Below are 12,909 nucleotides of genomic sequence, written 5' to 3' on the forward strand. Positions count from 1 at the left end.
CATGATGCGCCGTATCGTTCCGCTCGCTGCAGGACTTCTCACGACGGGATTCTTGGCTAGCGCGGCTCTCGCTGCTGATATCAACCTCTTGAACGTGTCGTATGATCCGACGCGCGAACTCTATGTCGAGTTCAACAAGGCGTTCGCGAACGCCTATCAGAAGGAGACCGGCAAGAGCGTCGAGATCAAGCAGTCGCATGGCGGCAGCGGCTCGCAGGCGCGCGCCGTGATCGACGGATTGCAGGCCGATGTGGTGACGCTCGCGCTCGCCTATGACATCGATGCCATCGCCGGTAAGGGCCTCATTGCAGCCGATTGGCAGAAGCGGTTGCCGCAGAATTCATCACCCTACACGTCGACGATCGTGTTCCTGGTGCGCAAGGGCAATCCCAAGGGCATCAAGGACTGGGACGATCTGCTCAAGCCGGGCGTCGCCGTGATCACGCCGAACCCGAAGACCTCGGGCGGTGCGCGCTGGAATTACCTGGCAGCCTGGGGCTTTGCGCAGAAGAAGTTCGGCTCGGCCGACAAGGCCAAGGACTTCGTCGGCAAGCTCTATCAACAGGTGCCGGTGCTCGACACCGGCGCGCGCGGCGCCACCGTGACCTTCGTCGAGCGCGGCGTTGGCGACGTGCTGCTGGCCTGGGAGAACGAGGCCTATCTCGCGCTGAAGGAATTCGGTCCGGAGAAATTCGAGATCGTGGCGCCGCCGCTGTCGATCCTGGCCGAGCCGCCGGTCGCGATCGTCGACAAGGTTGCCGACAAGAAGGGCACCCGCAACGTCGCTGATGCCTATCTCCAGTACTGGTACACCAAGGAAGGACAGGAAATTGCCGCGCGCAACTTCTACCGTCCGCGCGATGCCGAGATCGCTAAAAAGTATGAAAACTCCTTCGCAAAGGTCGAGCTGTTCACGATCGACGACGTGTTCGGCGGCTGGACCAAGGCGCAGAAGGAACATTTTGCCGACGGCGGCGTCTTCGATCAGATCTACAAGAACTGATCGGGCGCTGTCGGAACGGCAGTAGGGGGCCTGGTGAGCGTAATCGCAGCACGACGACGGACTCTTCCGGGTTTCGGTCTCACGATGGGACTGACGCTGACCTGGCTGTCCGTCATCATCCTGATTCCGCTCGCCGGGCTGTTCCTGCGATCCACCGAGCTCAGCTTCGATCAGTTCTGGGCCATCCTCTCCAGCCGCCGCACACTGAATGCTTTGCGGGTCTCATTCGGCCTCGCCTTTGCGGCGGCCTGCGTCAACCTCGTGATGGGCAGCATCATCGTCTGGGCGCTGGTGCGCTACCGTTTTCCCGGCCGGCGAATCTTCGACGCCATCGTCGACGTGCCCTTTGCGCTGCCGACGGCGGTGGCCGGCGTCGCGCTGACGTCGCTGTTCGCCGAGAAGGGCTGGCTTGGTGCGCCGCTTGCCGCGCTCGGTATCAAGGTCGCGTTCACGCCGCTCGGCATCTTCGTTGCCATGATCTTCATCGGCATTCCCTTCGTGGTGCGGACCGTGCAGCCGGTGCTGCAGGATCTCGATCCGGAGATCGAGGAGGCCGCGGGCAGCCTGGGGGCCAGCCGCTGGCAGACCATCATCCGCGTGATACTGCCCTCGCTTGCGCCGGCGCTGCTCACCGGCCTCGCGCTCGCCTTTGCGCGCGCGGTCGGCGAATACGGCTCGGTGATCTTTATCGCCGGCAATCTGCCTAATGTCTCCGAGATCGCGCCGCTGCTGATCGTGATCCGGCTCTCCGAATTCCGTTACGCCGATGCCACGGCCATTGCCGTGGTCATGCTGGTCGTCTCCTTCGTCATCATCTTCGCGGTCAACCGGTTGCAGCGCTGGGCGCAGAACCGGGTCCCGGTGCACTAGGGCGGTATGCGATGACGATGCAGATCGCCGATTCCGTTTCGCTCACCTCGCCCGAGGCGAAGGCGCGCGTCCACGCGGCCGCCGCGCGCAACAATCTCCGCACCGAGCCCAAGGCCGTCCGCATCGCCATCATCGTGCTGGCGATCGCGTTCCTCTCAGTCTTCGTCGTGCTGCCGCTGGTGCTGGTGTTCGCGCAGGCTTTCTCGCGGGGTGTTCTGGCCTATTTCAATGCGCTCGCCGAGCCGGAGGCGCTGGCTGCGATCAAGCTGACGCTGTTGGTCGCGGCGATCTCGGTCGGTCTCAACCTCGTGTTCGGCCTCGTCGCCGCCTGGGCGATCGCCAAGTTCGAGTTCAGGGGGAAAACCTTCCTGATCACGCTGATCGACCTGCCGTTCTCGGTAAGCCCGGTCATCTCGGGTCTGGTCTTCGTGTTGCTGTTCGGCGCGCAGGGCTATTTCGGCGGCTGGCTCAGGGATCACGACATCCAGATCCTGTTCGCGGTGCCCGGCATCGCGCTCGCCACCACCTTCGTGACCTTCCCCTTCGTGGCGCGCGCGCTGATCCCCTTGATGCAGGAGCAGGGCACGCAAGAAGAAGAGGCCGCGATCTCGCTCGGCGCCTCCGGCCTGCAGACCTTCTTCCGCGTCACGCTGCCCAACATCAAATGGGGCGTGCTCTACGGCGTCCTGCTCTGCAATGCGCGCGCGATGGGCGAGTTCGGTGCGGTCTCCGTCGTCTCCGGCCATATCCGCGGCGAGACCAACACCATGCCGCTGCTGGTCGAGATTCTCTACAACGAGTACCAGTTCGTCGCCGCATTCGCCATCGCCTCGCTGCTCGCGATGCTGGCGCTGATCACGCTGATCGCCAAGACCATTCTCGAACGTCATCTCGACGAAGGACACGACGTCAATGACCATTGAAGTCAAAAATCTCGTCAAGAGGTTCGGCAGCTTTGCTGCGCTCGACGGCGTCGACCTCAAGGTCAATGACGGCGAGCTGCTCGCGCTGCTCGGCCCCTCCGGCTCCGGCAAGACCACGCTGCTGCGGATCATCGCCGGCCTCGACTGGCCCGACTCGGGCGAAGTCGCCTTCAACGGCGAGGATGCGCTGGCGCAAGGCGCGCGCGAACGCAATGTCGGCTTCGTGTTCCAGCACTACGCGCTGTTCCGCCACATGAGCGTGTTCGAGAACGTCGCCTTTGGCCTGCGCGTGCAACCGCGCGCGATCCGCAAGGACGAAGCGACGATCCGCAGGCGCGTGAAGGAACTGCTCGACCTCGTGCAGCTCGACTGGCTCGCCGACCGCTATCCGAGCCAGCTCTCCGGCGGCCAACGCCAGCGCATCGCGCTCGCCCGCGCGCTCGCGATCGAGCCGCGCATCCTGCTGCTCGACGAGCCCTTCGGCGCGCTCGATGCGAAGGTGCGGAAGGAGCTGCGCAAATGGCTGCGCTCGCTGCATCATGAGATCAACGTCACCTCGATCTTCGTCACCCACGACCAGGAGGAGGCGCTCGAAGTCGCCAACCGTGTCGTCGTCATGGACAAGGGCAGGATCGAGCAGGTCGGCTCGCCCGACGACGTCTACGAGACGCCGGCGACCGCCTTCGTGCACGGCTTCATCGGCGAATCCATCGAGCTGCCGGTCCAGGTCGAGGGCGGCGTCGTCAGGCTCGGCGATCGTCCGCTCAATCTTGGGGCGGACGGGCTTGCGCCTGGCGCGTCAAAGCTGTTCGTGCGGCGACACGACATGCTGGTCGGCCCGCCAGGCTCGGGTGCCTTCGAGGGCGCGGTCCAGCATGTCCGCAATTTCGGTCCCGTGCAGCGAGCCGAGGTCGCATTGTCAGGCGGCGAGACCATCGAGATCGACGCCCCTCGTGACCGGGAACTGCGCGCCGGCGACACGATCGGCCTCGAGCCCCGCCGCTACCGCATATTTGCGGGCGCCTGAGGTGCCTTAACGGGGTGAATTTTCCTCAAAATTCACCTTTCAGCCACGGTTGGTATGCAACAACGGCCCTTCCTTTGGGGGCCTCGATTCATGCGCGCTGCGGCCGCAATACTCATCACTTTGCTTCTCGCCGGCTGCGCCGGCAACGAAGCGCCGGTCCAGCAGCCGTCGATGTATGCCGACATGTCGGTCCCGGGCGCCAAGCTCGATGCGCCGGCGGCCGCGATCATGATCTCGCAATACCGTCAGAACAACGGCCTCGGTACCGTCATCGTCGACCCCGATCTGATGCGGCTCGCCGAATCCCAGTCCAACGCCATGGCTGCCGCCAACAAGATGGACCATGACGTCCGCGCGCCGCTCGCCAAGCGCCTTGCCGCCGGTGGCTACCCCGCGACCGTGGCGGTCGAGAACATCTCGGCCGGCTATCATACGCTGGCGGAAGCGTTTTCCGGCTGGCGCGACTCGCCCCCGCACCGCGCCAACATGCTCAAGGGCGGTGTCACAAAATTGGGCATTGCGGCGGGCTATGCTCCAGGCACCAAATACAAGGTGTTCTGGACCATGATCCTGGCGTCGACCGACCCCCGATAAGCCAGACTTGATCCCGGGATGCATTGACGCCGCGGCAGACTGTCGCCACGGTGGCTCGCCTTTTGCTATTGTTCCCGAATGACAGATCATAGCCCGGAAGTCGCAACAGTCCCCGCGAAGGCGCAGCGCGTCCTGGTTCTCCAGGGCGGCGGCGCGCTCGGCTCCTATCAGGCCGGCGCCTATCAGGCGCTGTGCCATTTCGATTTCGAACCGGAATGGGTTGCCGGCATCTCGATCGGTGGGGTCAATGCCGCCATCATCGCCGGCAATGAGGGCCACATCCGCGTCAAGCGGCTCAAGGAATTCTGGGAGATGGTGTCCGCGCCAGTGCCGTGGAAGCCTCTCGGCAAGAGCGATCACAGCCGCGAGCTGTTCAATTCCACCAGCGCCGCGCTGATTGCGACCTTCGGCGTGCCCGGCTTTTTCACGCCGCGCCTGCCGCCGGCGCCGCTGTGGCCGCCGGGCAGCCCGCAGGCCGAGAGCTATTACGACACGGCGCCGTTGAAGAAGACGCTGGAACGGCTGGTCGATTTCGATCGCATCAACGATTTGAAGACGCGCTTGTCGGTCGGCGCGGTCGGCGTCACCTCCGGCAACTTCAAATATTTCGACAATTACGAGTTCAAGAAGCTCGGCAAGAAAATCGGCCCCGAGCACATCATGGCCTCGGGCGCGCTGCCTCCGGGGTTTCCGTCGGTCGTGATCGAGGGCGAGCATTATTGGGACGGCGGCATCGCCTCCAACACGCCGCTCGACTTCGTGCTCGACGCCGAGGTCGATCGCGACATGCTGATCTTCCAGGTCGATCTGTTCAGTGCGCGTGGCGACCTGCCGAACTCGCTGCTCGAGGCCACCGAGCGCGAGAAGGACATCCGTTTCTCCAGCCGCACCCGGATGAACACCGACAAGAACAAGCAGCTGCACAATGCCCGCCGCGCCGTGCGCGACCTGATTTCGAAATTGCCCGATTATCTCAAGAACGACCCTTCGGTCGAGTTCCTTGCGAAGGTTGCACGTGAGAGTACGGTCACCGTGGTGCACCTGATCTATCGCAGCAAGAACTACGAATCCTCGTCCAAGGACTACGACTTCTCGCACGTCGCGATGGTCGAGCATTGGGAAAGCGGCGTGCGCGACGTGCATCTGTCGATGCGTCACAAGGACTGGCTCGAGCAGCCGCAGTCCGGCGAGACCATGGTGACCTACGATCTCACGGGGGACGTCACCGCGCCCCCGCCAAAAAGGAGCGAATAATATGGGTACTCTGTCAGGCAAGAACGCCGTCGTGACCGGTTCGACCAGCGGCATCGGGCTCGCCTATGCGCGTGCCTTTGCGGCTGCCGGCGCCAATGTCGTCATCAACGGTTTCGGCTCGCCGGAGGACATCGAGAAGGAACGCGCCAAGATCGAGTCCGATTTCGGCGTGAAGGCGGTCTACTCGCCCGCCGACATGACCAAGCCGGCCGAGATCGCCGGGATGATCGCGCTCGGCGAGAAGTCGTTCGGCTCGGTCGATATCCTCGTCAACAATGCCGGCATCCAGTTCGTTTCGCCGATCGAGGAGTTCCCGCCGGAGAAGTGGGACCAGATCATCGCGATCAACCTGTCCTCGGCCTTCCACGCCATCCGCGCCGCCGTCCCCGGCATGAAGAAGAAGGGCTGGGGCCGCATCATCAACACCGCGTCGGCACACTCGCTGGTCGCCTCGCCCTTCAAGTCGGCCTATGTGTCGGCCAAGCACGGCATCGCCGGCCTGACCAAGACCGTGGCGCTGGAAGTCGCGACCAACAAGATCACCTGCAACTGCATCAGCCCCGGCTATGTCTGGACGCCGCTGGTGGAGAAGCAGATCCCGGATACGATGAAGGCCCGCAACCTCACCCGCGAGCAGGTCATCAACGACGTGCTGCTCGACGCCCAGCCGACCAAGGAGTTCGTCACGTCCGAGCAGGTCGCAGCGCTGGCGCTGTTCCTGTGCAGCGACGATGCCGCGCAGATCACGGGTACCAACCTGTCGATCGACGGCGGCTGGACCGCGGAGTAAGGGGGCGTTGCCGGAGGGCTCGCTGCCGTAGGTGGGCAAAGGCGCGCAAGCGCCGTGCCCACGATCTCTCTCCAATCGAAAAAGGTGGTGGGCACGCGTTCGCTTTGCCCACCCTACGAGACCTACGATTCCGTCCCTCGGTCGAGTCTCAATGGCTCCAGGCCAGAGCCGTCACGATCGCGGATTGCAGGTTCAACTCCGCGAACATGATCTTGCCTGCGACGACGACAAGGACGCTGGCGAGCGTCAGGCGCAGCACCGTCTCCGGCACGCGCGTCGCGCTGTAGCTGCCGATGATGATGCCGGGCAGCGAGCCCAGCAGCAGCACGCCCATCAAACCCCAGTCGACCGAGCCGAGCATCCAGTGTCCGATGCCGGCCACCAGCGTCAGCGGCACGGCGTGGGCGATGTCGGAGCCGACGATGGTTGCCATCGGCAGGCGCGGGTAGAGCAGCAGCAGCACGGTCACGCCGACCGCACCGGCACCGACCGATGAAATCGAGACCAGCACGCCGAGCACGATTCCGGTGACGACGGTCGCAATCATCGTGGTGCGCTCGCTGACCTGCTCCATGCGCCGGCGATAGCGCTCCATGATCGACCTGCGGAAGATCAACGATGTCGCGGTCAGGATCAGCGCGAAGCACAGCACCAGGTTGACGAGGTTGCGCTCGGCATCGCTTCTGAGATCGAGCTTCCACAGCACCAGCAGCGTCAGCGCACTTGCCGGGATGCTGCCGCAGGCGAGCCGCACCACGGCCGGCCAGTGCACGCTGCGCGACCAGCCATGGACCACGCTACCGCCGGTCTTGGTGGCAGCGGCATAGAGCAGGTCGGTGCCGACGGCGGTGGTCGGGTGGATGCCGAACAACAGGATCAGCAGCGGCGTCATCAACGAGCCGCCTCCTACGCCGGTCAGCCCGACAAGCAGGCCGACGCCGAATCCCGAGGCGACGTAAAGCGGATCAATCATGGTTGGGGAAATCTAGATTTATCTCGTCAGTTGGGCAATAAGACGTAGAATAAATTTCCCCTGAGGCGCAACCTCTTGGGTGGAATAAGAAAAATTGTGCTCTGAGATGGAAAAGGGCAGGCAATTCGCGCTGTCCTTGGGTGCGTTGCGAGACAGCCGTTCCCCGGGGGCGCGGGCAGGGACGGGCGCGTCGTACCTATTTACCAAACGCCAGGACGTGCAGCCCCAGGCGCTGCCGCACGATCCAGAACAGCAGTACCGTCTCGAAGGTGAGCGAGATCGAGGTCGCGGCCGCGGCGCCGTGGCCGCCGAAGCGTGGCACCAGCGCGATGCAGAGCACGACGTTCATCACGAACGCCAGGGCGTAGGCCAGCGCGCAGATCTTCTGCTGGCCCAGCATGTTGAGCAGGCGCTCCACCGGGCCGATCGCGGCACGCACCACGAGGCCGATGGCGGCGACGAACATGATGTCGTAGCCGACGACGAATTGCGGCCCGAACAGCCAGAGCAGGGGCTTGCCCAGCGCGAGCAGCACGGCGGTCGCCGCCAGCGACGGCCAGAACGTCCAGTTGATGGCGTGCGCGACATAGGCCGACAGCCGCGCCTTGTCGCCGAGCGCGTTGTATTCCGCGAAGCGATGCGCGGTCGTCGCCGACATCGCGTAATGAATGAACGAGACCAATGCCAGCGTCTTGACGACAGCAAAGTAGACGCCGACCTCGTCGGACGGGCGGAACTGCTGCAGCACCAGCACGTCGGTGTAGGACAGGAGCAGGTAGAAACTTTCGACCAGCAGGATCGGCAGCGACACCGCGAGCCAGCCACTGACGTCATAGGCCTTGGGGCCGGGCGCGATGTGCTCGGCGAGCTTGCGGTTCAGCACCACCATCTGCCCGGTCATCGCGATCCAGACCGCGCCGGCGCTCGCCACCATCGCGGCGATCGCGCCGAGATGATAGCCGAGCAGGAAGGCACCGGCGGTGATGCCGATGATCAGCGCCTGGCGGATGATGAACTGCGGCATCAGGCCGAGCTGCATCCAGTCATGCGAGCGCGCGATGCCGTCCTGGGTGTTGGCGACGACGAAGGCGGGCAGCGTCATGCAGCCGATATAGAGCGGCAGCTCTTCGGCCGGATTGATCCAGGGCGACAACAGCTTGACGACGCCGGCCAGTCCCAGCGACACCAGCGTGGAGAAGGCGAAGGTCAGCCAACGGCTGCCGGAGAGAAAGCCGCGCAGCAGGGCATGGTCACCGCTGGCGCGATATTCCGGAATGATTTTTTGCGCGGAGGCCGAGATGCCGAAATCCATCATGCTGCCGAGCAGCAGCACCCAGGTCCAGACATAGACATAAATGCCGTAGTCGGACGTCCCCATCCAGCGCGCGAGCAGGACCTGCGAGAAATAGGCGAGTCCCGCGCTGATCACGCGAATGATGAAGATGGTGCCGGCCAGCCGCCGCGTCAGCGACGCTTCGCTCGAACCGCCGGTCAGCCTGGCGCGCAGCCGCGCGATCAGCCCGGCGGGTCCGGTCGTTACGGGTTCTGCATCCATCACGGCCAATTCTGGGAATCCCCGGGCGTTCCGCATGCTGCGGCAGGCTCGGGATTAGCAACCATTCGTTAAGATTCGGTTGGGTGGGGCGTGCTGTCCTTGGTGTCGCGCCAACCCCCGCTGTCGTCCCGGCGAAGGCCGGGACCTATAACCACAGGGAGCAGTGTGGTGCTCGCTGGCAACTCCGAGCCTTCGCAAAACTATTGCTGCGGCGTATGGGTCCCGAATCGGCGCTTCGCTTGTCCGGGACGACAGCTGAGAGTGCCGCGACAGCCCGGGCTACTCCAAATTCGTATTGAACTCGTACGATTTCTCCGGCCCGACCAGCGTGAACTTCAGCGCTGCACCGTCGGGCTTGACGCCCGGCGGCAATCCGTCGAGCTCGAAGGAAAACCGCTTCACGCCGGGCGGGCTGTGCTCGACCGGGTCTGGAATCGGCAGCGACCATTCGGGCGTCGGCCCTTCCACGAACAGATTGACCTTGCTGTCCGCGGGCGCAACGACGTCGACCACCACGTTCTTGGGCCCGTCGCGCCTGACGTCGCGGATGGTCAGCGGATTGGGATCGCCGATCGTGGCGGGCTTCGGCACGGTGTCGAGCGCCGTACGCAGATTGGCATCTTCGGTCGAGGCGACGTTGTTGAAGCCGAGCTCGACATTGGCCTCGACAGGAATGCAGAGCTTTTCGCAGACCGCATAATTGATCTCGGCGCGCAGCGTCACCGGCTTGTCGGCAGCCTTGGCCACGATGCGCAAGGGCAGCACGATCTGGTCGTGATAGCCGATCGAATGACCGCCCGCGCCGTCGTCGAATTTCAGCGGCGCCGGCCACATCACGGTCACCGCTTCGACATTGTCCGATTTGGAGAAGTCGAACCGCGGCGGCACGCCTGAATCGCCCGGCATGCGCCAATAGGTCTTCCAGCCGGGTTGCAGCTGGAACGCGATACCGCCGAGCAGGACCGCGCCGCTACGCGATCCCGCGAGCAATCGCACCGCGGAATGTCCGTCGCGCTGCCACAGTGAAGCGTCGTCGGCGTGGGCGCCCATCGCCATTAACGACGCAAGCAAGGTTGTCGCGACGCCAATCGCCGCTTGCAGGGGAACTCTTGTCAGCATGGCACGTCTTTACAGGGTCGTTTCGGGGCAAACCATTGAATTGCTTGTGATGGATGCAATTGAATCAGGTCTCTGCAAGCCTTGATTTGACAGCGGCCCGGCCCGACATCAGGATAGGAATTGAAACCGGAGTGCTTCATCCATGGCTCCCACAGGCAAGAGGACGGGCGAAAGCACCCGCAGCGGGCTCCCCAGTTCGGCCGGTTATCTCGACGGCCGGCTCCTGATCGCGATGCCTGTCATGGGCGACTCCCGCTTCGAGCGCTCGGTGATCTATCTTTGCGCGCATTCGGCCGAGGGCGCGATGGGCATCATCGTCAATCATCCGGCCGGCAGCATCGATTTCCCGGAACTGCTCGAGCAGCTTGGCATCGTCAAGAAGGGCGAGCACATCAAGCTGCCCCAGAATGCCGAAAGCATGAAGGTGCTGGCCGGCGGCCCGGTCGACACCGGTCGCGGCTTCGTGCTGCATTCCAGCGACTTCTACATCGAGCACGCGACGCTGCGGATCGACGACGGCGTCTGCCTCACCGCGACCGTCGACATCCTGCGCGCGATCGCCAACGGCTCCGGCCCCAAGCACGCCATCCTCGCGCTCGGCTATGCCGGCTGGGCGCCAGGCCAGCTCGAGACCGAGATCCAGAGCAATGGCTGGCTGCATTGCGATGCCGATGCGGATCTGATCTTCGGCGACGACGTCGACGAGAAATACGGCCGCGCGCTGCGCAAGATCGGGATTGATCCCGGCATGCTGTCGAACGAGGCGGGGCACGCGTAGCGGATCGCTGCGCTCTCCCCTGTCATGCCCCGGCTTGACCGGGGCATCCAGTACGCTGCGGCCCATCGCCTCCATCACAACCGTCTCGGAGTACTGGATCGCCCGGTCAAGCCGGGCGATGACACCAGTTGCTGAGCAGCGCTTCGCTTGTCCGGGACGACAGCGGAATGTGCCGCACCTACTCCGCCGCCTGCTGCTGCACCGTCGGCTCGGTCCCCGCCACCGTCGCCCTTCGCATGTCGCGGGGTTGGGACTGGTCGTAGCGGCGGACGCGGTGCATGGTCTGGCGGTTGTCCCACATCACGAGGTCATGCAGCTTCCATTTGTGGACGTAGACGAATTCCGCGTTCGTCGCGTGCTCGTTGAGATCGCGCAGCAACAGCCGCCCCTCCGGCACGCTCATGCTGACGATCTTGCCGGCATGCGACGAGAGATACAGCGACTTGCGGCGATGCACCGGATGCGTCCGCACCAGCCGCTGCAGCACCGGCTTGAACATGGCCTTCTCGTCGTCGGTATATTCGGTGAAGCCGAGCGAGCCGCGCGAATACATCAGCGAATGCTCGCAGACGAGATCGTCGATCTCGGCCTTGGTCTCGTCATCGAGTGCGTCATAGGCCGCGCGCATGTCGGCGAATTCGGTGTTGCCGCCCTTCGGGTTCACCACGCGCGCCGACAGCAGCGAGAATTTGGCCGGGATCGGGCGGAACGAGCTGTCGGAATGCCACAGGCAGTTGCCGAGGTTGAACAGATGCGTGCGGCTGTCCTTGGCGAGCGGCTTGCCGTCCTTGCCGAGATTGGAGACGTCGTTGAGGCCGGACTGGAGCCGGTAGTCCTTTTCCTTCGTCACCGTGCCGCCGCGTGCATCCTCGCGCTGACCGAAATTCAGCGCGAAGGCCATCTGCTGCTCGTCGGTAATGTCCTGGTCGTGGAAGACGAGCACCGCGTATGTGTCCATGGCAGACTCGACTTCGCGGGCCTCATCCGGTGTGAGCGGCTTCCGCAGGTCGAGGCCGGAAACCTCGCCGACAAAATGCTTCTGAAGCTGCCGGATGGCGATCGTCATGGCGTCTCTCCCGCAAACCGCGAGCGGTTGGTCCCGCTCTGTCGATGAAAAAGCTACTCCCGCACCCGTCGTTGTCAACGCTCGCCGCGCATGGCTCTCACGCGTTGCGCGCCATCAACCCGCCGTCGACGGGAATGACCGCACCCGTCAGGAACGACGCCGCCGGCAGGCACAGGCTCAGCGTCATATGTGCGACCTCCTCGGGATCGCCGTAACGACCGAGTGCGGTGCGGCGCTTGGCGTAAATTGTCTTGTGCTCCTCGGAGATCCGGTCGGTGATGGCGGTGCGGATCGGCCCCGGGCAGATGCAGTTGACGGTTATGCCTTCGCGGCCGAGCTCGACCGCGAGCGAGCGGGTGAGGCTGGCGACACCGCCCTTCGCCGCTGAATAGGGACTGTGCAATGCGGTGGCGCCAAGCGCTTCGGTCGACGCGATGTTGACGATGCGCGGGCTGTTCGACTTGCGCAAGTGAGGCAATGCGGCGCGGATGATGCGCGGATGCGCCGTCAGCATCACCGCGATGCCCTTGGCCCAGGCGTCTTCGTAAGCCTCGTCGTCGATCGCGACGCGGACGGAGATGCCGGCATTGTTGACGACGACGTCGAGCCCGCCGAAATGTGCGGCGACATCGTCGACCACGCGCCTGATCTCGCCGCCGTCGGAGACATCGAGCTTCCACGCCTTCGCCGAGCCACCGCTCGCTGCGATCTCCTTCGCGATCGCCTGTGCGCCTTGCTCGTCATAGTCGGTCGCGGCGACATTCGCGCCCTCAGTGGCGAACACGCGCGCAGTCGCGCGCCCCATGCCGCTGGCTGCGCCGGTGACGAGAACGGTCAGGCCCTTCACGGAGCGGCTGAGCTGCTTGAATTCGGACATGCTGTTTCCTCGCGTCTCTTGTTTCTTGTTATGAGATTGACAAGGCTGGCATCGATCCGCAGACAGGTCAAACAAGCAAA

13 protein-coding genes are annotated in these 12,909 nt (G+C 64.2%); 8 read left to right on the forward strand and 5 right to left on the reverse strand.

What is annotated here, in order from left to right; translation table 11 throughout:
* Position 1: 1 nt before the first annotated feature.
* The 7 genes from QA645_RS08250 to QA645_RS08280 all read left to right on the forward strand — a co-directional run bounded on the left by QA645_RS08250 (position 2) and on the right by QA645_RS08280 (position 6,461).
* Positions 2–1,003: a sulfate ABC transporter substrate-binding protein gene (locus QA645_RS08250; RefSeq protein WP_254134012.1), complete on the forward strand. Its 1,002-nt coding sequence runs from the start codon at positions 2–4 to the stop codon at positions 1,001–1,003.
* Between the two features lie 84 nt (positions 1,004–1,087).
* Positions 1,088–1,873 (forward strand): sulfate ABC transporter permease subunit CysT, encoded by a 786-nt coding sequence (gene cysT, locus QA645_RS08255; RefSeq protein ID WP_254135526.1) that lies wholly within the window; start codon positions 1,088–1,090, stop codon positions 1,871–1,873.
* Positions 1,874–1,884: 11 nt separating this feature from the next.
* Positions 1,885–2,796, forward strand: coding sequence for a sulfate ABC transporter permease subunit CysW (gene cysW / locus QA645_RS08260; RefSeq protein WP_283049478.1), 912 nt, complete (start codon positions 1,885–1,887; stop codon positions 2,794–2,796).
* The gene (locus QA645_RS08265; RefSeq protein WP_283049480.1) at positions 2,786–3,823 is read left to right on the forward strand and encodes a sulfate ABC transporter ATP-binding protein; all 1,038 of its coding nucleotides are present in this window, start codon (positions 2,786–2,788) and stop codon (positions 3,821–3,823) included. Before cysW ends, QA645_RS08265 begins: the two co-directional genes overlap by 11 nt.
* A 90-nt stretch (positions 3,824–3,913) precedes the next feature.
* Positions 3,914–4,417 (forward strand): CAP domain-containing protein, encoded by a 504-nt coding sequence (locus QA645_RS08270; protein ID WP_254134009.1) that lies wholly within the window; start codon positions 3,914–3,916, stop codon positions 4,415–4,417.
* Positions 4,418–4,495: 78 nt separating this feature from the next.
* Positions 4,496–5,671, forward strand: coding sequence for a patatin-like phospholipase family protein (locus QA645_RS08275; protein ID WP_283049483.1), 1,176 nt, complete (start codon positions 4,496–4,498; stop codon positions 5,669–5,671).
* Position 5,672: 1 nt separating this feature from the next.
* Entirely contained in the window at positions 5,673–6,461 is a 789-nt protein-coding gene (locus QA645_RS08280; protein ID WP_200471838.1) for a 3-hydroxybutyrate dehydrogenase, read from the forward strand.
* A gap of 148 nt (positions 6,462–6,609) precedes the next feature.
* Here QA645_RS08280 and QA645_RS08285 read toward each other — a convergent pair whose 3' ends face one another.
* The 3 genes from QA645_RS08285 to QA645_RS08295 all read right to left on the reverse strand — a co-directional run bounded on the left by QA645_RS08285 (position 6,610) and on the right by QA645_RS08295 (position 10,108).
* Positions 6,610–7,434: a sulfite exporter TauE/SafE family protein gene (locus QA645_RS08285; RefSeq protein ID WP_283049485.1), complete on the reverse strand. Its 825-nt coding sequence runs from the start codon at positions 7,432–7,434 to the stop codon at positions 6,610–6,612.
* A gap of 196 nt (positions 7,435–7,630) precedes the next feature.
* Complete coding sequence (locus QA645_RS08290; RefSeq protein ID WP_254195313.1) at positions 7,631–8,989, reverse strand: oligosaccharide flippase family protein; 1,359 nt, start codon at positions 8,987–8,989, stop codon at positions 7,631–7,633.
* A gap of 279 nt (positions 8,990–9,268) precedes the next feature.
* On the reverse strand, positions 9,269–10,108 hold the full coding sequence (locus QA645_RS08295) for a protein-disulfide reductase DsbD domain-containing protein (protein ID WP_283049487.1): 840 nt from the start codon (positions 10,106–10,108) through the stop codon (positions 9,269–9,271).
* 142 nt (positions 10,109–10,250) lie between these two features.
* On the opposite strand from QA645_RS08295, the gene QA645_RS08300 reads away from it, so the two are divergent.
* Positions 10,251–10,886, forward strand: a complete 636-nt coding sequence (locus QA645_RS08300; RefSeq protein ID WP_254134003.1) for a YqgE/AlgH family protein — start codon at positions 10,251–10,253, stop codon at positions 10,884–10,886.
* A 178-nt stretch (positions 10,887–11,064) separates the two neighbouring features.
* Here the strand turns inward: QA645_RS08300 and QA645_RS08305 are convergent, their stop codons facing one another.
* Complete coding sequence (locus QA645_RS08305; protein ID WP_283049490.1) at positions 11,065–11,952, reverse strand: TauD/TfdA family dioxygenase; 888 nt, start codon at positions 11,950–11,952, stop codon at positions 11,065–11,067.
* Between the two features lie 97 nt (positions 11,953–12,049).
* Complete coding sequence (locus QA645_RS08310; RefSeq protein ID WP_283049492.1) at positions 12,050–12,829, reverse strand: SDR family NAD(P)-dependent oxidoreductase; 780 nt, start codon at positions 12,827–12,829, stop codon at positions 12,050–12,052.
* Positions 12,830–12,909: the final 80 nt, after the last annotated feature.

This window comes from Bradyrhizobium sp. CIAT3101, assembly GCF_029714945.1.
GTDB lineage: Bacteria > Pseudomonadota > Alphaproteobacteria > Rhizobiales > Xanthobacteraceae > Bradyrhizobium.